This is a genomic window from Ralstonia sp. R-29 (assembly GCF_049913345.1).
Taxonomy (GTDB): domain Bacteria; phylum Pseudomonadota; class Gammaproteobacteria; order Burkholderiales; family Burkholderiaceae; genus Ralstonia.
Map to the genome: position 1 here is coordinate 1901396 of NZ_CP184377.1, position 21859 is coordinate 1923254.

Genomic DNA, 21859 nt, shown 5'->3' on the forward strand with positions numbered 1-21859 from the left:
TCCTTATTGATGCGAGCGCGACGCACGAACGCGTCCACTGGCGACCTCGGCTTCATCGGGCAGCAGGAACGGCAGCATGGCCGATTCCTCGTTGGCGGCGCGTCGATGCGCCGAGAACGCCCACCAGCTGATCGCCACGAACAGCACCAGGAAAACCGCAGTCGCAATTCCACTCAGGATGGCCATGGCTTACTCCTTGGCGGCAACGGTGGCGGCCGATTCATCGGCGGGCTTACCGGCCATCTCGCGCACGTTGCGCAGCTCGACACCCAGGCCCTGCAGATAGGCGACTACGGCGTCTTCTTCGGTCTTGCCGGCAAGCTGCTCACGTGCGCCGGCAATCTGCGCATCGGTGTACGGCACGCCAAGCTGGCGCAGCACGTGCATCTTCTTTTCGATGTCGCTGTTGTCCAGCGGCGTCTTGGCGAGCCACGCGTACGACGGCATGTTCGACTCCGGCACCACCTCGCGCGGATCACGCAGGTGGATGCGGTGCCAGTCATCCGAATAACGCTTGCCAACGCGCGCCAGATCCGGCCCCGTACGCTTGGAGCCCCACAGGAACGGATGATCGAACACCGACTCGCCAGCCAGCGAATAGTGGCCATAGCGCTCGGTTTCCGCGCGCAGCGTGCGCACCTGTTGCGAGTGGCAGCCGACACAGCCTTCACGGATGTAGACGTCGCGCCCTGCCAGCCGTAGCGGCGAATATGGCGCGATCCCCTTGACCGGCTCGGTGGTCGAATGCTGGAAGAACAGCGGCACGATCTGCACCAGCCCCGCGATGCTGACGACGATGAGCGTCAGCACGATCAGCAGGCCGATGTTCTTTTCCAGCGTCTCGTGCGTGAAGAAACGATTGTTGGATTGGTTGCTCATGTTCGTCTCCTCACTGTGCCGCGACCAGCGGAGCTTGCGCGGGTTGAGGGATCGGTGCGTCCACCGCCCTGTTGCCCTGGACGGTCTTGAACACGTTGTAGGCCATTAGCAGCATGCCGCCGAGGAAGCACAGGCCACCCATCAGGCGGATGAGGTAGAACGGGTACGTGGCCTTCACCGCTTCGACAAAGCTGTAGGTGAGCGTGCCGTCGGCTTCGGTGGCACGCCACATCAGGCCCTGCATGACGCCGGCAACCCACATGGCGGCGATGTAGAGCACCACGCCGATGGTGGCCACCCAGAAGTGCACCTCGATCAGGCGCGTGCTGTACATGCGCTGCTGGCCGAACAGGCGCGGGATCATGTAGTACATCGAACCGATGGTGATCATGGCCACCCAGCCCAGCGCGCCGGAATGCACGTGGCCGATGGTCCAATCTGTGTAGTGCGACAGCGCGTTGACGGTCTTGATGGACATCATCGAGCCCTCGAACGTCGCCATGCCGTAGAACGACAGCGCCACCACCAGGAACTTCAGGATCGGATCGGTGCGCAGCTTATGCCAGGCACCCGAGAGGGTCATGATCCCGTTGATCATGCCGCCCCACGACGGCGCCAGCAGAATCAGCGAGAACACCATGCCCAGCGACTGCGCCCAGTCGGGCAGCGCGGTGTACTGCAGGTGGTGCGGGCCCGCCCACATGTAGGTGAAGTTCAGCGCCCAGAAGTGGACGATCGACAGACGGTACGAATAGATCGGACGCTCAGCCTGCTTGGGCACGAAGTAATACATCATCCCCAGGAAGCTGGTAGTCAGGAAGAAGCCCACCGCGTTATGGCCGTACCACCACTGCACCATCGCATCCTGCACGCCGGCGTAGGCCGAATACGACTTCCACAGCGACACCGGCAGCTCGGCGTTGTTGACGATATGCAGCAGCGCAATCGTGATGATGTACGCGCCGAAGAACCAGTTGGCCACGTAGATGTGCTTGGTCTTGCGCTTGATGATCGTGCCGAAGAACACGACGGCGTAGACCACCCACACCACGGTGATGAGGATGTCGATCGGCCATTCCAGCTCGGCGTATTCCTTCGAGCTGGTGATGCCCAGCGGCAGCGTAATGGCCGCCGCCACGATCACCGCCTGCCAACCCCAGAACGTGAAGGCGGCCAACGTGTCAGAGAGCAAGCGCACCTGGCACGTGCGCTGCACGATGTAGTACGACGTGGCAAACAGCGCGCTACCGCCAAACGCAAAGATGACGGCGTTGGTATGCAGCGGACGCAGCCGGCCGTACGTCAGCCAGGGCACGCCAAAGTTCAGTTGCGGCCAGATCAACTGGGCCGCGATCAGCGCACCGACCGCCATACCGACGATGCCCCAGACGATCGTCATGATCGAGAACTGGCGGACAACCCGGTAGTTGAAGGTCTGGGTGTGCTGCAACGCGCTGGATGGTTCCATGCTTGCTCCCCAAGGTAGTTGGTTTGATGCGGTCATGTTAAGAACCGGACGACTTGGGGGTCTTGACGTGCATCAAGGCACCCCAGCCATTGGTCGTAGGTCGTTCAGTCCTGCAGTTCAGTCGCGCCGTGTCGCGCTTCGCGCGGGGGTGTCCGGGTCGAGCAGAATCGATTCAGCCGGGCTCTTCATGTCGTCGTATTGGCCCGAGCCGACTGCCCACCACAGCGCCCCCACAATGGCGACCACCGCCATCAGCGACAGCGGGATCAGCAAGAACAGTGTTTCCATTTCCCCTCCTCAACCGTCCGTTAGCTCGCACGCGTCAGGCGCCACGCATTGAGCGCCACCAGCAGCGACGACACGGACATACCCACGCCGGCCATCAGAGGCGACAGCCACCCCAGCGTGGCGAGCGGAATGCTGATGGCGTTGTACGCAAAGGCCCAGCCGAGGTTCTGGCGCACCACGCGCAATGTCCGGCGGCCGATCGATACGGCATCGCTGATGGCCGCCAAACGCGGCTCGGTGAGGATCGCGTCGGCGCCGGCCTGGGCCAGCGGCGCCCCAGTGCCAATGGCGATGGACACCTGCGCCTGCGCCAGCAACGGCGCATCGTTGATCCCGTCGCCGACCGCCAGCACGCGCGCGCCCTCGGCTTGCAACTTGCGCACATAGGCGCGCTTGTCTTCCGGGCTGGCACCGCCGATGGCGTAATCGATGCCCAGACGATTCGCCCACCAGCGCACGGTCTCGGGGGCATCGCCGGATACCAGACGCAAGCGCAGACCCTGCGCGCGCAGCGCATCCAGGCAAGCCGGCGCATCCGCACGCGGCGTATCGGCCAGGGTGAAGCGCGCAAGCGGTTCGCCATCGCGGCCGAGCCAGATGGACGTGCATGCCGCTGCCGGCGGGACCTCTTCCATGGGGGCTTCGCCGCCATAACGGGTAGAAACGACCGGTTGATCCGCGTAGCGCGAGGCGGCAAACGCCTGCGTGCCGAGCCGCACCGGTTGGCCATCCACGTGCGCCTGCACGCCCTGTCCTGGCACGTTGGTGGCGGGCCCCATAGCGGGTGGCGTCAAGGCCTCGGATGTGGCAGCGCGCAGCGATTGCGCGATAGGGTGGTTTTCCGCTTGCTCCATCGCGCAGGCCATCGCCAGGCAGGTCTCGGCATCCACGTGGGAGAACGTTTCGATGCTGAGCAGGCGCAGGCGCCCTTCCGTGAGCGTCCCGGTCTTGTCTAGCAGCACGTCTGTCACGGCGGCCAGGCTCTCGATGGCATGCCCCCGCGTGACAAGCACGCCGCGCCTTGCCAGTGCGCCACTGGCGGCGGCCAACGCGGAAGGTGTCGCCAATGACAACGCGCACGGGCAGCTCACCACCAGCACCGCCACCGTCACGGCAAACATGCGGTCCGGGTCGATCCACCACCACGCAATCGCCGTCAACAGCGCCCAGCCCAGAAGCACGGCGACGAAGCGGCCCGCCACGCGATCGGCCAGTTCAGCCATACGCGGTTTGTCGTTCAGTGCGCGATCCAACAACGCGACGATGGCGGCCAGCCGTGTCTGCGCACCCACACGGCTCACGCGCACACGCACGGCGCTGACCACGTTGTAGCTGCCGGCCAACACGGCCGCGCCAGCGCTGCGCGCACGCGGCACGCTTTCGCCAGACAGGAGAGATTCATCGATCTCGGTCACGCCTTGTTCGATGACGCCATCTGCGGGAAGCACCTCGCCGGCGCGCACCTCCACGCAATCGCCCACAGAAAGCGCGGCGACGGGAATGGTCTGCAGCTCGCCGGAATCGGCGTCGAGACGGCGACACGTCGCAGGCAACTGGCGCACCAGCGCTTCCGCGCCAGAGGCCGCACTCTGCCGTGCGCGCAATTCCAGATAGCGCGCCGCCAACAGAAAGGCGACGAACATCGTCACCGAGTCGAAATACGTTTCGCCGTGGCCTTGCAGCGTGGCCATCACACTGGCGACGAATGCTGCACCAATGCCCAGCGCCACTGGCACGTCCATGCCGACATGCGCGTGCCGCAGCTGCTGCCACGCACTACGGAAGATCGGCCCAGCAGACACGACCACCACGGGGGCCGTCAGCACCAGGCTGGCCCACTGCATCAGGCGCGTCTGGCCCAGCGGAATCTCGCCGCTGTAGAGGTACACCGGCCACGCGTACATCATCACCTGCATCATCCCCAGCATGGCGATGCCAAGGCGGATCAGCAGGCTGCGGCGCTCGCGTGCTTCGGCGGTGCGGCGCGCGGACGGTTGATCTGGCCAAGCCTGATAGCCGACGTTGGCGATGGCGGCAAACACCTCGGACAAGCGCACGGCGCCCGCATCGCCAACAATGCGGGCACGCTCCGTGGCGTAGTTGACAGTGGCTTCGCGCACGCCAGGCACACGCGACAGCGCCCGTTCGATCAGCCAGACACAGGCCGCGCACCGCATGCCGCTGATGGCGAGGGAAAGGTCTTCGGAGCCGTCATCGCGTGGGCGCACAAAGCGCTCGCGCATGACGGGCAAGTCGTACGTCGCCCACACGGCTTCGGCTTCCGCACGCTGCTCGCCATCGATCGGTTTGGCGAAGGCGATCGGGCCGTCGTAGACGTGCCCCATGCCCGACGCGTGCAAGGTCTGCGCGACCGCCTGGCAGCCGGCGCAGCAAAAGTCATGGACCTGGCCGGCAATCTCGCCGTGGAGCGCGGTGCCCGCGTCGAGATCGGACCCGCAGTGGTAGCAAGTGACATGCGACACGCGCGTCCCACCAGCCTGGGTCGGCAAGCTTGTACCGAGAACCGGTGCGGTCGGGAGATTGGGGGCGAGTGTCGTCGTCATTATGAGGTGATGCTAGCCAGCATCCCCCAGGGCCCCCTTGATACGAATCAAGCGTGTCCAACTAAAAATGGAACGGAATAAGCGCCTTTTACGGCACTCTAGACACACGGTGCGGCCCCACAAAAAAATACGGCGCCTATAGTGAATAGCTGCACTGGGCAAACAGGAGGGCGCCGTGGCAACCGAATTCAGCCTGTACAACATTCACTGCGAATGGGGCGAGCACGGGGCATCCGCGCTGGCACCGCATTGCGACGTAGTCATCGTGGTGGACGTGCTGTCCTTCTGCACTTGTGTGGACGTTGCCGTCGCGCGCGGCGCGCGTATCTACCCGTATCCGTGGCGGGATGGCAGCGCCGAAACGTTTGCCCGCCGCGCGGGCGCCATGCTGGCCGGCACCAACCGCAGCCAACCGGGCTACACGCTGTCGCCCGCTTCCCTGCGTGAATTGCCGATGGGCAGCAGCCTCGTCCTGCCCTCGCCGAATGGGGCGACGCTGGCACTCGCCACGGGGTCAACGCCGACGTTTGCTGGCTGCTTGCGCAATGCACGCGCCGTGGCGGAAGCGGCCTCTCGACTGGGTCGCCGCGTGGCTGTGGTGGCATCCGGCGAACGCTGGGCCGATGGCAGCCTTCGCCCTGCCCTGGAAGACTGGCTGGCGGCTGGCGCCATCGTCCATCACCTGTCGGAGACGGTGGCCGGCTTCCTACCCCAGGCGCTGTCGCCCGAGGCCCTGGCCGCCCGCGCCATCTACCGCGAAGCCTCCCAGACGGGAATGATGAAGGCGTGGATGCTGGATTCCGTTTCGGGCCGCGAACTATGCGAACGCGGTTTTACCGAAGATGTGACCATCGCCTCGCAGACGGATGTGAGCAACATCGCGCCGATGCTGGTGGAAGGCGCGTTCCGCAACGTCAATCGCAAGAACGAGCCCATGGCGCAGGACTTCTTTGGCGCGAGCCTGCGGCCGGCGCCCACGCCGTCTTCGCACCGCAACCCGCCGCTATCGCACTAGGCGGATCAGCAGTCGTCAGGTCAGCGACGTATCGACCTCGCGGCGCGGCGCCTCGAGGTATTCACGCGACTGCATTTCGATGATGCGGGAGACGGTGCGCTGGAATTCGTTGGCCATCTGGCCTTCGGTATAGAGCTCGTCTGCCGGCACTTCGGCCGACATCAGCAGCTTGACCTTGTGGTCGTAGAACACGTCGATCAGCCACGTGAACCGGCGCGCTTCAGAGGCCATGCGCGGCGTCATCTTCGGCACGTCAGCCAGGATGACGGTGTGGAAGCGCGAGGCGATTTCCAGGTAGTCGTTCTGCGAGCGTGGGCCGCCGCACAGCGTGGCGAAATCGAACCACACCACCCCACCTGCCTTGCGCGCGGCACGAATCTCACGGTGTTCAATGTGCAGCACCGGCGAGTCATCCGGTCCCTCTGCCACCGCAGCAAACGCGTCGCGCAACGCCGAGTTGGCCTTGGCGCCCAGCGGCGTGTGATACGCCTGCACCTGTTCCATCGCGCGCTTGCGGTAGTCGATGCCGGCATCGACGTTCAGCACGTCGAGTTTCTCTTGCAGCAGCGCAATGGCGGGCAGCACACGGTCGCGGTGCAGGCCGTCCGGATACAGCAGATCCGGCCGGTAGTTGGACGTCATCACGAACTGCACACCGTTGGCGAACAGCTGATCGAGCAGCCGATGCAGGATCATCGCGTCAGCGACGTCGCTGACGTGGAATTCATCAAAGCAGATCAGGCGGTATTTCTTGGCGATGCGGCGCGCCAGTTCGTCCAGCGGATCGGCGCGGCCACGCAGCTCTTCCAACTGGCGATGCACCTCGCGCATGAACTCGTGAAAGTGCAGGCGCGTTTTGCGCACCAGCGGCACGCAGCTATAGAAGGCATCCATCAGGAACGACTTCCCGCGCCCTACTCCGCCCCACATGTACACGCCGCGCGGCAGCTCCGGGCGCACCAGCATCTTGCGCAACGCACTTGAGCGCCGAGCCTTGTAGGCGCTCCATTCGTCGTAGCACTGCTGCAGGCGATCGACGGCACGTTGCTGCGCTTCGTCGGGCTGATAGCCGCGCGCCTTCAGTTCCTGTAGGTAGGTTTCCTGGACGTTCATCTGCTTTGGTAACAGTGAGCCCTCTTTCGACGGCCCAAATGGACCGATGCCCGGCATCTTGCGGATAGCCGGGCACCGTGCTCGCTGTTCAGCGAGTCATTACATGTTGAGCTGACGCTTATCGACAGCCAGCGCAGCTTCGCGCATCACTTCCGACATCGACGGGTGCGGATGGCAGATGCGGCCGATGTCTTCGGCTGCAGCCTTGAACTCCATCGCCACAACCGCCTCGGCGACCAGATCCGACGCGTTGGCCGCCACGATGTGCACGCCCAGGATCTCGTCGGTCTTCGCATCGGCGATGACCTTCACGAAACCGTCGGATGCGCCCATGCCCAGCGCACGGCCGTTGGCCATGAACGGGAACTGGCCAGCCTTGATCTCACGGCCCTCGGCCTTGAGTTGCTGTTCCGTCTTGCCGACCCATGCGATTTCCGGGAAGGTGTAGATCACCCACGGAATGCAGTTGTAATCGATGTGCGGCTTCTGGCCGACGATGCGCTCGGCCACGGCCACGCCTTCGTCTTCTGCCTTGTGCGCCAGCATCGGGCCACGCACCACGTCGCCGATTGCCCACAGGTTCGGCAGCTTGGTCGCGCAGTGGTCATCCACCTCGATGAAGCCACGCGGGTCCGTGGCCATGCCGATGGCTTCCAGGCCCAGGTTGTCGGTGTTCGGTACGCGGCCGATCGACACGATCAGCTTGTCGCACTCCAGCACTTGCGCAGCGCCGGCAGCGTCGGTGTAGTTCACCTTCACGCCCTTGGCCGACGATTCGATCTCGCCAACCTTCACGCCGACGTTGATCTTCAGGCCCTGCTTGGTCAGCAGCTTGTTGGCTTCCTTCGCAACGGATTCGTCAGCCGCGCCGAGGAAGCTCGGCAGCGCTTCGAGAATCGTCACTTCCGAACCCAGACGGCGCCACACCGAGCCCAACTCCAGGCCGATCACGCCAGCGCCGATCACGCCCAGCTTCTTCGGCACTTCGGCAAACTTCAGTGCGCCTTCGTTGTCGGCAACGATCACGTTGTCCACCGGCACGTTCGGCAGGTGGCGCGCCTTCGAGCCCGTGGCGATGATCACGTGCTTGGCGGTCACGACTTCCGTGCCGGCCTTGCCTGCGACTTCCACTTGGTAACCAGCGTCGGTCTTGCTGACGAACTTGCCGTAGCCCTTGAGCAGCGTCACCTTGTTCTTGCGGAACAGGAACTCGATGCCCTTGGTCATCTTGCCGACGATGTCGTCCTTGCGCTTGAGCATCTTGGCCACATCGACCTTGACGCCGTCCACCGTGATGCCGTGGTCGGCCAGGTGGTGGTTCACGTTTTCGAACTCTTCCGACGAGGCCAGCAGCGCCTTGGACGGAATGCAACCCACGTTCAGGCACGTGCCGCCCAGACGCGGCTCGCTCTTCGGATCGTCGTAGGCGTTGCCTTCGCAGCACGCCACGTTCAGGCCCAGCTGGCCAGCGCGGATGGCGGCGATGTAGCCGCCGGGGCCGGCGCCGATCACCAGCACGTCAAATTCTTTGCTCATGGAGAAATCCTTTGGTCCGTCGTTCCCGCCTAAGCGGGAACGTCAACAATCGGTTTAAACCTGTTCACGGTCCGTAGCGAGCGGCCCGAGGTTGGCCTGAGAAGCGCAGCCGTACATCGGTACGGCGAGCATCGCAAGGTCAAGATCGGGTCGCGCAGTAGGACCGTGGGCAGGTTTACAGGTCCAGCAGCAGGCGGGCCGGGTCTTCCAGCGCTTCCTTCATGGCCACCAGGCCCAGCACGGCTTCGCGGCCGTCGATGATGCGGTGGTCGTAGGACATGGCCAGGTAGTTCATCGGGCGAACCACAACTTGGCCATTCTCCACCACGGCGCGATCCTTGGTGGCGTGCACGCCCAGGATGGCCGATTGCGGCGGGTTGATGATCGGGGTCGACAGCATCGAACCGAACGTACCGCCGTTCGAGATCGAGAACGTGCCGCCGGTCAGGTCGTCCAGCGTCAGCTTGCCGTCCTGGGCCTTTTTGCCGAATTCTGCAATCTTCTTCTCGATGTCGGCCAAGCTCATCTGGTCGGCGTTGCGCAGGATGGGCACCACCAGGCCGCGCGGCGAGCCGACAGCGATACCGATGTCGAAGTAGCCGTGGTAGACGATGTCGTTGCCGTCCACCGACGCGTTGATGACCGGGTACTTCTTCAGCGCGTGCACAGCGGCCTTCACGAAGAACGACATGAAGCCCAGCTTCACGCCGTGGGTCTTCTCGAACTGGTCCTTGAACTTGGCGCGCAAGTCCATCACCGGCTTCATGTTGACTTCGTTGAAGGTGGTGAGGATGGCGTTGGTCGATTGCGATTGCACCAGGCGCTCGGCGATACGGGCGCGCAGGCGGCTCATCGGCACGCGCTCTTCCGGACGGTCGCCCAGGGCAGCGAAGTCCACCGGAGCAGCCACTTGCTGCAGCGCCGGACGCGCAGCTTGCGGAGCAGCAGCGGCAGTCGTGGCCGTGGGCTTGGCGCCACCAGCCACGGCACCCAGCACGTCGCCCTTGGTGATGCGACCATCGCGGCCCGTGCCGGCCACTTGGCCAGCCGACAGGTTGTTTTCAGCCATCAGCTTGGCAGCCGACGGCATGGCCACGCCACCCGTGGCAGCAGCGGCAGGCGCGGCGGCTGCAGGTGCGGGAGCGGCAGCAGCAGGTGCCGGTGCGGCAGCGGCCGGAGCAGCAGCGCCTGCCTTGCCTTCGGTGTCGATCTTGGCCAGCAGCTGTTCCGACGTCACGGTTGCACCGTCCGCCACCAGCACTTCAGCCAGCACGCCAGCCGACGGAGCCGGCACTTCCAGCACGACCTTGTCGGTCTCGACTTCGATCAGGATTTCGTCCTGGGCCACGGCTTCGCCCGGCTTCTTCTTCCAGGAGATCAGCGTGCCTTCTTCAACGGACTCGGAAAACTGCGGGACCTTGACATCAACGATAGCCATTTCGGTGGTTCCTTGGATTCATGTGTGCGCGCCCTTCTCAGCGGGGCTCGCTCAATTCGATATACGGTGGAATTCGGGTGCGAAGATGCGCCAAGGCGACAGCCGAAGCTGCCGCCTTGATGCGCGCGTCGCTTACTTGGTCAGCACGAAGCCCTTGAGCTTGGCGAATGCCGCATCGATCAGCGCCTTCTGCTGCTCGTTGTGCTTCGCGTAGTAGCCCACGGCCGGCGATGCCGATGCCGGGCGGCCTGCGTAGCCCAGCTTCTGACCGTCGTTCATGTTTTCCATGATGTAGTGCTGCACGAAGAACCAGGCGCCCTGGTTCTGCGGCTCATCCTGGCACCACACCACTTCGGTCAGGTTCGGGTACTTCTTCAGCTCAGCCGCGAACGCCTTGTGCGGGAACGGATAGAGCTGTTCCACACGGATGATGGCGGTGTCGGTCTGGCCGCGCTCCTTGCGAGCGTTGACCAGGTCGTAGTAGACCTTGCCCGAGCACGCCACGACGCGCTTCACCTTGGCGGCGTTCAGATCTTCGGCCGTATCGGCGATCACCGTTTCGAAGTGGCCCTTGGCCAGATCCGACAGCGGCGACACAGCGTCCTTGCTACGCAGCAGCGACTTCGGCGTCAGGATGATCAGCGGCTTGCGGAACATCCGGATCATCTGGCGACGCAGCAGGTGGAAAATCTGCGCCGGCGTGGTCGGCTGCACCACTTGCATGTTGTGGTCTGCGCAGAGCTGCAGGTAGCGCTCGAGACGCGCCGAGCTGTGCTCCGGACCTTGGCCTTCGTAGCCGTGCGGCAGCATCAGCGTCAGGCCCGAGGCGCGGCCCCACTTCACTTCACCCGACGAGATGAACTGGTCGATCACGACCTGCGCACCGTTGGCGAAGTCACCGAACTGGGCTTCCCAAATCACCAGCGTGTTCGGCTCAGCCGACGAGTAGCCGTATTCGAAGCCCATCACGGCTTCTTCCGACAGCACCGAGTCGATCACGGTGAACGGTGCCTGGCTTTCCGACACGTTCTGCAGCGGGATGTAGCTGCCGGCGTCCCAACGCTCGCGGTTCTGATCGTGCAGCACGGCGTGGCGGTGCGTGAACGTACCGCGGCCAGCATCCTGACCCGTGATACGCACCGGGTAGCCCGAAGCCACCAGCGAGGCGAAGGCCAGGTGCTCGCCCATGCCCCAGTCCAGCGACAGCTCGCCCTTGCCCATCTTGGCGCGGTTGTTGACGACGTTCTCAACCAGCGGGTGCAGCTTGAAGTGGTCGGGGATGGCGGTGATACGCTCAGCCAGACGCTTGAGCTCAGCCATCGGCACAGCCGTATCAGCCGAGTCCGTCCACTTGCGGTTCAGGAACGGCAGCCAATCCACCGCGAACTTGTTCTTGAAGTTCGACAGCACCGGGTCAACCGTATGCTTGCCGGCGTCCATAGCGGCGCGGAATTCCTGCACCAGGGCGTCCGGTTCTTCAGCCTTCAGCGTGTTCTGCGTGACCAGCTTGTCAGCGTAGAACTTGCGCGTGCCAGGGTGCGTGCCGATCTTCTTGTACATCAGCGGCTGCGTCATCGCCGGCGTGTCTTGCTCGTTGTGGCCGAGCTTGCGGAAGCAGATGATGTCGACCGCGATGTCCTTCTGGAACTCCGTGCGGAAGTCCACGGCCAGTTGCATGGCCAAGACAACAGCTTCCGGATCGTCGCCGTTCACGTGCAGAACCGGCGCTTCGATCATCTTGACCACGTCGGTGCAATACAGCGTCGAGCGCGAATCGCGTGGGTCCGACGTCGTGAAACCGATCTGGTTGTTGATGACGATGTGGATCGTGCCGCCCGTGCCGTAACCACGCGTTTGCGCGAGGTTCAGCGTTTCCATCACGACGCCCTGGCCTGCGAAGGCCGCGTCACCGTGCACTTGCACCGCCAGCACTTGCGCGCCGTGCTTGTCGCCACGACGCTCCTGACGTGCCTTGACCGAGCCTTCCACGACCGGGTTGACGATTTCCAGGTGCGACGGGTTGAACGCCAGCGACAGGTGAACGGGGCCACCCGGGGTGGTCACATCGCTCGAGAAGCCCTTGTGGTACTTCACGTCGCCGGCCGGCAGGTCGTCCACGTGCTTGCCTTCGAATTCGGCAAACAGATCCGCCGGCATCTTGCCCAGCGTGTTGACCAGCACGTTCAGACGGCCGCGGTGGGCCATGCCGATCACGATTTCCTGCACGCCCTTGGCGCCGGAATGCTGGATCAGCTCGTCCATTGCCGCGATGAAGCTCTCGCCGCCTTCCAGCGAGAAGCGCTTCTGACCGACGTACTTCGTATGCAGGAAGCGCTCGAGGCCTTCAGCGGCCGTCAGGCGTTCCAGAATGTGCTTCTTCTTTTCAGCCGAGAACGTCGGCTTGGAGCGAATGGTTTCCAGACGCTCTTGCCACCAGCGCTTTTGCGCCTGGTCGCTGATGTACATGAACTCGGCACCGATCGAGCCGCAGTACGTTTCGCGCAGGTTGTTGACCAGCTCGCGCAGGCTCATCGATTCCTTGCCGAAATACGTGTTGCTGGCGTTGAAAACGATGTCCTGGTCGGCTTCGGTGAAACCGTAGAAAGCCGGGTCCAGATCCGGCACCGGCGGGCGCTCCTGACGCTTGAGCGGGTCAAGATCGGCCCAACGCAGGCCTACATTGCGGTAAGCAGCCACCAGCTGCGTTGCAGCCACGCGCTTGCGACCCATATCGGAATCAGCAGACGCGACGATCGTCTTGATCGGGCCAGACTTGGCGCGCTCAGCGAACGAGGTAACGATGGGGGCGTGGGGGATATCCCGGGCGTTGGAACCGTCGACGGCGGGGACGTTCTGCAGCGCATCGAAGTACGCGCGCAGTGCCTCGCTAACGGACGTGGGATCTTGGAGGTACGCTTCGTACTGATCTTCAACGTAGGCGGCGTTACCGCCGGACAGGTACGAAGTGTCCAGATACTGCTTATACAGCTCAGTCATGGGGCGCTCACTTTTCTCCGGGTCTGCCGGAGTTCAGCGGGTTCATCAACCTTCCGCGACACGGCTTGACCGGTTAGCGGATCGCAAACTAAATCGCCTGAAATCACCTGATCGGACCGGATCGCGCATGGCAGAAAGGAGGCACCGAGACAGCTTTTACAGACAAGTTGTGCGGGAAGGACCTAAGTCTTCACGGGCGGGAAGCATAGCACGTTTATAACGAATATTCCGATTCCTTGACGTGCCAAGAAACCGTTGTTTTGACACATCAAAGGATCGCTTTCCTCACATTCCCACAGGCGAAATCCGGTCGACCCAATCCGTAATTAGGCCGTCCAGGCCGGCGCCCCACAGCAACTGCGCACGATCGACGTCATTGACGGTGTAGCAGCAGACGCGGAAGCCGGCAGCGTGTGCCTCGCCAATGATCTCGGGCGTGAGTTCGCGGTGGTTGGCGTCGAGCGCCACGCAGTCGAGCGCGCGCAGGCGGTCGAGCCAATCGGTGGGCAGCTTGTCGAGCAGCAGCGCGCGCGGTAGTTCCGGTACTGCTTCCCGCGCGGCGGCCAGCGCCTCTTCCGAGAACGAGGACAACAGCGGTGGCACGTCTGCGCCGGCCCACAACGAGTGGGCATCGAGCGCCACGGCTGCGCCCGTGCGCCACTCTGCGCCCGGGACTGGCTTGATCTCGATGTTCGCGAGGAAGTTGTTGGCGCGCAGATAACGCGCGATGGCCGCCAGCGTGGGCACCGGTTCACCCGCGTAGGCGGCGCTGTGCCAACTGCCCGCATCCAGTTGCGCGATCTGGCCGAGCGTCAGTGCGTCGAGGCGCCCGGTGCCGTTCGTGGTGCGGTCCAGCGTGGCATCGTGCAGCAGCACCGCAGCGCCGTCGCCCGAGAGCTTCACGTCGAACTCGAACATGCGATAGCCGAACGAGGCGCCGTGGCGGAACGCGGCCAGCGTGTTCTCGGGCGCAAGCTTGCCGGCACCGCGATGCGCAATGACACGCGGATACGGCCAAGCCGGCAAGGCGCGTGCGTCGCTCATGCCAGGGCCTCGATGCGGCGGGTGGTCTGCGGGTCGAACCAGTGCAGGTGATCGGCCGAGGCGGTGATCGGCAGCTTATCGCCGGCCCTCACGCTGGCGTGCGGCTCCAGGCGAACGACAATCGGGTGACCGGCCAGCGAACCGTAGGCAAACGCATCGGCGCCGAGCGCTTCGACTACGCGCACGTCAATGAATGCGATGGCCTGATCCGCCGAGCACGGCTCAATGTGCTCAGGGCGCAGACCCATCAAAGCGTGCTCGGGCAGATGCAGGCCCATTGGCAGGTGGCCGAGCGTTGCCGCAACATTCCCCTCCTTCGCGCCATCGACGCGGATCTGCGCGCCCTCACCTGCATGGCGCGATACCGGCACGAGGTTCATCGGCGGGGAGCCAATGAAGCCGGCGACGAATGTGCTGGCCGGGCGCGAGTACACCTCCAGCGGCGTGCCGATCTGCTCAACCCGGCCGCCGTTGAGCACCATCATGCGATCGGCCAGCGTCATGGCTTCCACCTGATCGTGCGTGACGTACAGGCTGGTCGTGCGCAGACGGCGATGCAGATCCTTCAGCTCCAGGCGCATCTGCACGCGCAGCTTCGCATCGAGGTTGGAGAGCGGCTCGTCGAACAGGAACACAGCAGGCTCACGCACGATGGCGCGGCCCATGGCGACACGCTGGCGTTGACCACCAGACAGCTGACGCGGCTTGCGATCAAGCAGTTTGCCGAGCTCCAGAATGCCCGCAGCCTGTTCAACACGCGCCTGGATATCGCTCTTGGGCAGGCCGCGAATCTTCAGGCCATACGCCATGTTGTCGAACACGCTCATGTGCGGATACAGCGCGTAGTTCTGGAACACCATCGCGATATCGCGCTCGGCCGGTTCGAGTTCGTTGACGATGCGATCGCCGATCCATACCTCGCCGCCGGTGATGGGCTCCAGGCCCGCCACCATGCGCAGCAGCGTGGATTTACCGCAGCCCGACGGGCCGACGATGACGATGAACTCCCCGTCGCCGATTTCCATGTCGATGCCATGCACGACCTGGAGGTTGGCGTAGTGCTTCTGGACGTTGCGTAGAGACAGTTTTGCCATCTTGAGTCTTCTATTCTTTTATTTTTCGGTTTCCACCAGGCCCTTAACGAACCACCGCTGCATGCCGATCACCACCGCCGCGGGCGGCAGCATCGCCAGCATCACGGTGGCCATCAGCAGGTTCCAGTCGGTGGCGGAATCGCCGGAGCGGGAGATCATCTGCGTCACGCCCAGCACGATGGGGGTCATGCTCTTCTCGGTCGTGATCAGCAGCGGCCAGAGGTACTGGTTCCAGCCGTAGATGAACTGGATCACGAACAGCGCTGCGATGCTGGTGCGCGAGAGCGGCAGCACCACGTCCCAGAAGAACTTGAGCGGCCCGGCGCCATCGATGCGCGCGGCTTCGGCCAGTTCATCGGGAATCGTCAGGAAGAACTGCCGGAACAGGAACGTGGCCGTGGCCGACGCGATGATCGGAATCGTCATCCCTGCGTAGCTGTTCAGCATGCCGAGGTCTGACACCACCTTGTACGTGGGCAGAATCCGCACTTCCACCGGAAGCATCAGCGTGACGAAGATCAGCCAGAAGAACGTCTTGCGCAGCGGGAATTTGAAATAGACGATCGCAAAAGCCGAGATGATGGAGATCGCGATCTTCCCGAGCGAGATGCCCAGCGCCATGATCAGGCTGTTCAGCAGCATGGTGCCGACCGGCGTGGCCGAGTTGCCCATGCCGTGCGTGAGTACTTCGCGGTAGTTGTCGATGAGGTGCGAGCCCGGGATCAGCGTCATCGGCGCCTGCAGCACTTCTTCGGTCGTGAGCGAGGATGCGACGAAGACGACGTACACCGGAAAGGCGACGATCACCACGCCCAGGATCAGCACGACGTGGGTGAGGAAGTCCAGGAATGGACGGCGTTCAATCATGATCTGATGCCCTCCTTTTAGTATTGGACTTTGCGTTCAACGTAGCGGAACTGGACGATCGTCAGCACGATCACCAGGCCCATGAGGATGACCGACTGCGCGGCCGATCCGCCGATATCGAGCCCGCGCACGCCGTCTTGGTAGACCTTGAACACCAGCGTCTCCGTCGCCTTGAACGGCCCGCCCTGCGTGACCGAATCGATGATGGCGAAGGTGTCGAAGAACGCGTACACCACGTTCACCACCATCAGGAAGAAGGTCGTGGGCGACAGCAGCGGAAACACGATCGACCAGAAACGCTTCCACGGCCCGGCGCCATCGATGGCCGCCGCCTCGATCAGCGATTTGGGGATGCTCTGCAGCCCCGCCAGGAAGAACAGGAAGTTGTAGCTGATCTGCTTCCACGCCGCGATGATGACCACCAACGTCAACGCCTGCCCGCCGTTGAGCACGAAGTTCCAGTCCACGCCCATCTTGCGGATCACGAACGACACGATGCCCAGCGACGGGTTGAACAGGAAGCTCCACAGCACGCCCGCCACGGCCGGCGCAATCGCATACGGCCAGATCAGCAGCGTCTTGTAGAACGTGGCGCCGCGCAATGCGCGATCAGCAAAGTACGCCAGCGCCAGCGAAGTGCCCAGACCGACCAGCGCCACGCCAATGGCGAAGACCGCCGTGGTCTTGAATGACCCGAGATAGGTCGGATCGGCAAAGAGGTCGTGAAAGTTCTCCAGGCCCACGAATTCGAGGTTGATGCCAAAGGCATCCTGGCGCAGCAGCGACTGATATAGCGCCTGCCCCGCCGGCCAGAAGAAGAACACCAGAGTGATGACGATCTGCGGGGCCACCAGCACATACGGCAGCCAGCGCGATCGAAAGACGACGCGTTTTTCCATGCGACATTCCAAAAACGCACCGCCGGCCGGTGCAAGCGCACGTGGCCGGCGGTTCAGACGAGCGCGATGTTGCGCTTATTCCTTGACGGTCTTCTCGAAGCGGGCGAGCAGTTCGTTGCCACGGGCAACGGCTGCATCCAGCGCTTCCTTCGGCGTCTTCTTGCCGGCCCAGACGGATTCCAGCTCTTCGTCGATCACCTGACGGATCTGCGGGAAGTTGCCCAGACGAATACCGCGCGACTTGTCCGTCGTCTTGACGATCATCTGCTTGACTGCCACATCCGCGCCCGGATTCTTGTCGTAGTAGCCCGACTTCTTCGTCAGCTCATACGCCTCCATGGTGACGGGCAGATAGCCGGTGGCCTGGTGCCAGTCGGACTGGACTTCCGGACGTGACAGGAACGTGAAGAACTTGGCGACGCCCTTGTACTCCTCGGCCTTGTGGCCGCCCATCACCCACAGCGAGGCGCCGCCGATGATGGTGTTCTGCGGCGCGCCGGGCACGCCGGCTTCGTACGGCAGCGGTGCCGGGCTGAACGCGAACTTGGTGCCCACACTCTTGCGGATGTTCGCCAGCGCCGCCGACGAACCCGTATGCATGGCGCACTCACCCGCAATGAACTTCGCCTTCGGCTCGTCCTTGCGGCCGGCGTAGGTGAAGTAGCCCTTCTTCTGCATGTCGGCCAGGTTCTCGATGTGCTTGATCTGCACCGGGCCGTTGAAATTCAGGCGCGCCTTTGGGCCACCAAAGCCGTTGTTCTCGGTGGCGAACGACACGTTGTGCCAGGCCGAGAAGCTTTCCAGATGCACCCACGATTGCCAGTCGGTCGTATAGCCGCACTGGAAGCCCGCGGCCTTCAGCTTGGCCGCATCGATGGCCACTTCCTGCCACGTTGCTGGCGGCTTGTTCGGATCAAGGCCGGCCTTCTTGAAGGCGTCCTTGTTGTAATACATGATCGTCGTCGAGCTATTGAACGGGAACGACAGCATCTCGCCCTTGTTCGACGTGTAGTAGCCCGCCACGGCCGGCACATAGGCCTTCGGGTCGAACTTCTCGCCGGCATCCTTCATGATCTTGGCCACCGGCACAATGGCGCCCTTGGCGTTCATCATCGTTGCGGTGCCGACTTCGAAGACTTGCAGAATGGCCGGTGCGTTGCCGGCACGGAATGCCGCAATGCCCGCTGCCAGCGATTCATCGTACTGGCCCTTGTAGACCGGCACGATCTTGTAATCCGACTGGCTGGCGTTGAACTTACCGGCGATCTCGTTCACCTTGTCGTTCAAGGCGCCTTCCATCGAGTGCCACCATTGGATTTCCGTCACAGCGTACGCGCCTTGCGCAAACGTACACGCAGCCAGCACAGCTGCTGCCCCCGCAATCTTCTTGATCGTCATTGTTTCTCCTGATTTCGTGTGCCTCGACGTTGTGGCGGGCTCCCTCGCTCCGCCCCACGGCGCGCCGACTCTAAACGAACGGTCGGTCACTTTTATGACAGCGGGATGTTACTTGTCTTTCTGTCACAAAGAAATTGGGAAAACCCTCCAAGGTTTGCCTTGCAACGGCCGTTAGAATGAGTTGAGACCACCCCATATTGCACGTGCAGCATGTTCGCCCCGCCCACCACGCCCACCGCCCCGGATTCGCCTGAAACCGCCCCCGTCATCGCCGCGCGACGCATTCCCCAAGCGTTGCACCAACTCTCCGATGATGCGCTGCGCAATATCAAAGGCGTCTTCACCGACGTGGACGGCACGCTCACGACGCGGGGCAAGCTGCCGGCGCAGACGTACGCGGCGCTGGAGCGGCTGCACCGCGCCGGCATCAAGGTCGTGCCAGTCACCGGCCGTTCGATTGCCTGGTGCGAAGTCATTGCACGGCTGTGGCCTGTCGACGCCGCCATTGGTGAGAACGGCGCCTTTGCCATGCGCGTGGATGCGCGCGGTCATCTGGCCACCGATTTTGTCGACGACGCCCAAACGCGCCATCGCAATCTCGAACGCATCCGCGAGGTGGGCGCCGAGATCCTGCGCGCCGTGCCGGGGTCCGCGCTCGCGTCGGACCAGGCGTGGCACGCGGCTGACCTCGCCATCGACCATGCCGAGCAAGTGTTGCCGCTGCCCCAAAGCGCGGTCCGGCACATCGTCGACATCATGCGCACCCACGGCATGCACGCGACCGTCAGTTCGATCCACGTCAATGGCTGGTTCGGCAAGCACGACAAGTTGAGCGCCAGCGTGGCACTCGCTCGCCGTGCCTTCGGGGTCGAACTGCACGCCGAGCGCGAACACTGGGTGTTCGTGGGCGACTCGGCCAACGACGCGGCGATGTTCGAGTTCTTCCCGCTCTCGGTGGGCGTCGCCAACGTGCTGGATGTGATCGACACGCTGCCCGTGCCGCCGGCCTACCTCACCTCCGCAGAGGGCGGCGGCGGCTTTGCCGAAGTGGCCGAGCGCATTCTTGGGGCGCGCGCCCCTGCCCTGCCCGCACCGCGCGGCTGAGGCAGCATCCTGGGCTTCCGCGCCCTCAGCCATTCTTCAGGTTTCTGGTCGCGCCGCATGCCGCACGCGGCACGGCGTTTGCGCCTTGTTGGGGCGTTGCACCACTTCGCACCATGTGATTGCCTCATAACGGTGCGAGCGGCGCCAACGCCTTTTTTCAACGCACCGACAGGAGCCCCTCATGCAAACCCAGAAACTGCGCCAACGTTTTGAACATGCGGAAAGCACCATCGCTGAACTGGCCCGGACCTGTTCCTCGCACAAGGATGTGCCCGACGCGCTGAAGCAATCGGTCCAACAACTGGACGAGCAAGCCCGCCAATGTCATTCGCGCCTGGAAAACGCACAGGACGAACAAACCTTCGTCGAGGCCATCGACAAGCTCGAAGCCGCTTCCGACCGCGCCAAGATGGCCTGCCAGAACGCCAGCAGCAAAGTGGACCACGACGTGGAAACCGCCGTCATGCGGGCGCACGAAGAGTTGTCGCAGCTGAAACACCGCCTGCATTAAGCGACATGGAGCGGCATTGAGCGCCCCGCGCTGGCCGCGCACAAAAAAAGAGGCGGATTCCCTCGTCGGAAATCCGCCCAATCCCAATCGCCAAGCTCGACGATATTCGGTGGGGCCAGCTTCGCTGATGCGTCAGTCGAAGCCGAGCTCCTGCAATTTGCGCGTGATGGTGTTGCGGCCGATGCCCAGACGCGTGGCCGCCTCAACGCGGCGCCCGCGCGTGACACCCAACGCGGCCTCCAGAATGGCCTTTTCAAAGCGGCGCGTCAGCACGTCCATGACGTCGGGCTGACCGGCCTCCAGCATGGCTTTCGCCTCGCCCGCCAGTGCGCGCTCCCACCCAGCGGCAATGGAAGCACCGACCGCCTGCGTGTCTGCCGACGGCGCCACGCCATACGGCTCACCGCCGTGCGAGGGCTCGCTGCCATACACCGGGCGCACCGCAGCCACGTCCCCCGCTGCGGGCAGCATCTGAGCGCTCCCGCGTACGAGGTCGTAGGGCAAGTCCTTGATTTCGATCATCTGCGCCGGCGCCATCACGGTCAGCCAATTGCAGAGGTTTTCCAGCTGCCGCACGTTGCCCGGGAACGGCAGCGTGGCGACATGTGCCAGCGCATCGTCCGACATGCGCTTAGGCTCCACGCCCAGTTCCTTCGCACTCTTCTGCAGGAAATGGCGCGCCAGCAGCGTGATGTCTTCCGGGCGTTCGCGCAGCGCGGGCAAGCGCAGGCGGATCACGTTCAGGCGGTGGAACAAGTCCTCGCGGAACAGGCCATCCTTGACGCGCGTTTCCAGGTTCTGGTGCGTCGCTGCGATAACGCGCACGTTGGCCTTGAGCGGATTGTGGCCGCCCACGCGGTAGAAATGCCCGTCTGACAGCACGCGCAACAGACGTGTCTGCAGGTCGAACGGCATGTCGCCGATTTCATCGAGGAACAGCGTGCCACCCTCGGCCTGCTCGAAGCGGCCGCGGCGCATGGTCTGCGCACCGGTAAAGGCGCCGCGCTCGTGGCCGAAGAGTTCGGATTCCAGCAAGTCTTTCGGAATCGCCGCCGTATTCAGAGCGATGAACGGACCGCTCGCGCGCGGACTGTGCTTGTGCAACGCGCGGGCCACCAGCTCCTTACCCGTACCGGATTCGCCGGTGATCAGCACCGTCACATTGGACTGCGACAGCCGGCCGATCGCGCGGAACACATCCTGCATGGCCGGCGCCTGGCCGAGAATTTCTGGCGAATCGCCCAGGCGATCGTCGATCTCTTCTTCGCGCAGACTCTCTTCCAGCGCACGGCGGATCAGCTCGACCGCGCGATCCACGTCGAACGGCTTGGCGAGGTATTCGAAGGCGCCGCCCTGGAATGCCGCCACCGCGCTGTCGAGGTCCGAATATGCGGTCATGATGATGACCGGCAAGCCAGGATGCTTGGTCTTTATGGCTTGCAGCAGGTCCAGCCCCGAACCGCCCGGCATGCGCACGTCGGAAATCAGCACCTGCGGCGTTTCTTCATCCAGCGCGTTGAGCGCATCGCGAACGTTGGTGAAACTGCGCGACAGCAGGCTCTCGCGTGCCAGCGCTTTTTCGAGGACCCAGCGGATGGATTGATCGTCGTCGACTATCCAGATTGGCTTCATGTGTTGGTTCGT

At 63.6% G+C, this 21859-nt stretch carries 18 protein-coding genes; 3 read left to right on the plus strand and 15 right to left on the minus strand.

Going from position 1 to position 21859, the window contains the following annotated elements; all coding sequences use genetic code 11:
• Positions 1 to 3 precede the first annotated feature (3 nt).
• The 5 genes from ACN9M1_RS08905 to ACN9M1_RS08925 form a co-directional block, all read right to left on the minus strand.
• A complete protein-coding gene (locus ACN9M1_RS08905; RefSeq protein ID WP_426393667.1) occupies positions 4 to 186 on the minus strand; it encodes a cbb3-type cytochrome oxidase subunit 3 in 183 nt (60 codons plus the stop codon).
• Positions 187 to 189: 3 nt separating this feature from the next.
• A complete protein-coding gene (ccoO, locus tag ACN9M1_RS08910) occupies positions 190 to 879 on the minus strand; it encodes a cytochrome-c oxidase, cbb3-type subunit II (protein ID WP_426393668.1) in 690 nt (229 codons plus the stop codon).
• A 10-nt stretch (positions 880 to 889) separates the two neighbouring features.
• Positions 890 to 2347 carry a cytochrome-c oxidase, cbb3-type subunit I gene (ccoN, locus tag ACN9M1_RS08915; protein ID WP_426393670.1) on the minus strand — a complete coding sequence of 486 codons (1458 nt, stop codon included), beginning with the start codon at positions 2345 to 2347 and terminating at the stop codon, positions 890 to 892.
• A 117-nt stretch (positions 2348 to 2464) separates the two neighbouring features.
• A complete protein-coding gene (gene ccoS, locus ACN9M1_RS08920) occupies positions 2465 to 2635 on the minus strand; it encodes a cbb3-type cytochrome oxidase assembly protein CcoS (RefSeq protein ID WP_426393671.1) in 171 nt (56 codons plus the stop codon).
• A 20-nt stretch (positions 2636 to 2655) separates the two neighbouring features.
• Positions 2656 to 5199 carry a heavy metal translocating P-type ATPase gene (locus ACN9M1_RS08925; protein WP_426393673.1) on the minus strand — a complete coding sequence of 848 codons (2544 nt, stop codon included), beginning with the start codon at positions 5197 to 5199 and terminating at the stop codon, positions 2656 to 2658.
• Positions 5200 to 5374: 175 nt separating this feature from the next.
• Here ACN9M1_RS08925 and ACN9M1_RS08930 point away from each other — a divergent pair, with 175 nt between their 5' ends.
• A complete protein-coding gene (locus tag ACN9M1_RS08930) occupies positions 5375 to 6214 on the plus strand; it encodes a 2-phosphosulfolactate phosphatase (protein ID WP_426393674.1) in 840 nt (279 codons plus the stop codon).
• 15 nt (positions 6215 to 6229) lie between these two features.
• Here the strand turns inward: ACN9M1_RS08930 and zapE are convergent, their stop codons facing one another.
• The 9 genes from zapE to ugpB form a co-directional block, all read right to left on the minus strand.
• Positions 6230 to 7327 carry a cell division protein ZapE gene (gene zapE / locus ACN9M1_RS08935; protein WP_426393676.1) on the minus strand — a complete coding sequence of 366 codons (1098 nt, stop codon included), beginning with the start codon at positions 7325 to 7327 and terminating at the stop codon, positions 6230 to 6232.
• 99 nt (positions 7328 to 7426) lie between these two features.
• A complete protein-coding gene (lpdA, locus tag ACN9M1_RS08940) occupies positions 7427 to 8863 on the minus strand; it encodes a dihydrolipoyl dehydrogenase (protein ID WP_426393678.1) in 1437 nt (478 codons plus the stop codon).
• Positions 8864 to 9038: 175 nt separating this feature from the next.
• Entirely contained in the window at positions 9039 to 10301 is a 1263-nt protein-coding gene (gene odhB, locus ACN9M1_RS08945) for a 2-oxoglutarate dehydrogenase complex dihydrolipoyllysine-residue succinyltransferase (protein ID WP_426393679.1), read from the minus strand.
• A 132-nt stretch (positions 10302 to 10433) separates the two neighbouring features.
• Positions 10434 to 13298 (minus strand): 2-oxoglutarate dehydrogenase E1 component, encoded by a 2865-nt coding sequence (locus ACN9M1_RS08950; protein WP_426393681.1) that lies wholly within the window; start codon positions 13296 to 13298, stop codon positions 10434 to 10436.
• A gap of 285 nt (positions 13299 to 13583) precedes the next feature.
• Complete coding sequence (gene ugpQ, locus ACN9M1_RS08955; protein WP_426393683.1) at positions 13584 to 14342, minus strand: glycerophosphodiester phosphodiesterase; 759 nt, start codon at positions 14340 to 14342, stop codon at positions 13584 to 13586.
• Positions 14339 to 15436 carry a sn-glycerol-3-phosphate import ATP-binding protein UgpC gene (locus ACN9M1_RS08960; protein ID WP_426393685.1) on the minus strand — a complete coding sequence of 366 codons (1098 nt, stop codon included), beginning with the start codon at positions 15434 to 15436 and terminating at the stop codon, positions 14339 to 14341. Before ACN9M1_RS08960 ends, ugpQ begins: the two co-directional genes overlap by 4 nt.
• A gap of 18 nt (positions 15437 to 15454) precedes the next feature.
• Positions 15455 to 16303, minus strand: a complete 849-nt coding sequence (gene ugpE, locus ACN9M1_RS08965; protein ID WP_426393687.1) for a sn-glycerol-3-phosphate ABC transporter permease UgpE — start codon at positions 16301 to 16303, stop codon at positions 15455 to 15457.
• A gap of 17 nt (positions 16304 to 16320) precedes the next feature.
• Positions 16321 to 17202, minus strand: coding sequence for a sn-glycerol-3-phosphate ABC transporter permease UgpA (gene ugpA, locus ACN9M1_RS08970; protein WP_252678639.1), 882 nt, complete (start codon positions 17200 to 17202; stop codon positions 16321 to 16323).
• Between the two features lie 75 nt (positions 17203 to 17277).
• On the minus strand, positions 17278 to 18600 hold the full coding sequence (gene ugpB, locus ACN9M1_RS08975) for a sn-glycerol-3-phosphate ABC transporter substrate-binding protein UgpB (RefSeq protein WP_426393688.1): 1323 nt from the start codon (positions 18598 to 18600) through the stop codon (positions 17278 to 17280).
• Between the two features lie 210 nt (positions 18601 to 18810).
• On the opposite strand from ugpB, the gene ACN9M1_RS08980 reads away from it, so the two are divergent.
• Together ACN9M1_RS08980 and ACN9M1_RS08985 are read left to right on the plus strand one after the other, a co-directional pair.
• Positions 18811 to 19704, plus strand: a complete 894-nt coding sequence (locus tag ACN9M1_RS08980) for an HAD family hydrolase (RefSeq protein WP_426393690.1) — start codon at positions 18811 to 18813, stop codon at positions 19702 to 19704.
• 181 nt (positions 19705 to 19885) lie between these two features.
• Entirely contained in the window at positions 19886 to 20215 is a 330-nt protein-coding gene (locus ACN9M1_RS08985) for a hypothetical protein (protein ID WP_426393692.1), read from the plus strand.
• A 132-nt stretch (positions 20216 to 20347) separates the two neighbouring features.
• Here the strand turns inward: ACN9M1_RS08985 and ntrC are convergent, their stop codons facing one another.
• Complete coding sequence (gene ntrC / locus ACN9M1_RS08990; RefSeq protein WP_426393693.1) at positions 20348 to 21847, minus strand: nitrogen regulation protein NR(I); 1500 nt, start codon at positions 21845 to 21847, stop codon at positions 20348 to 20350.
• Positions 21848 to 21859: the final 12 nt, after the last annotated feature.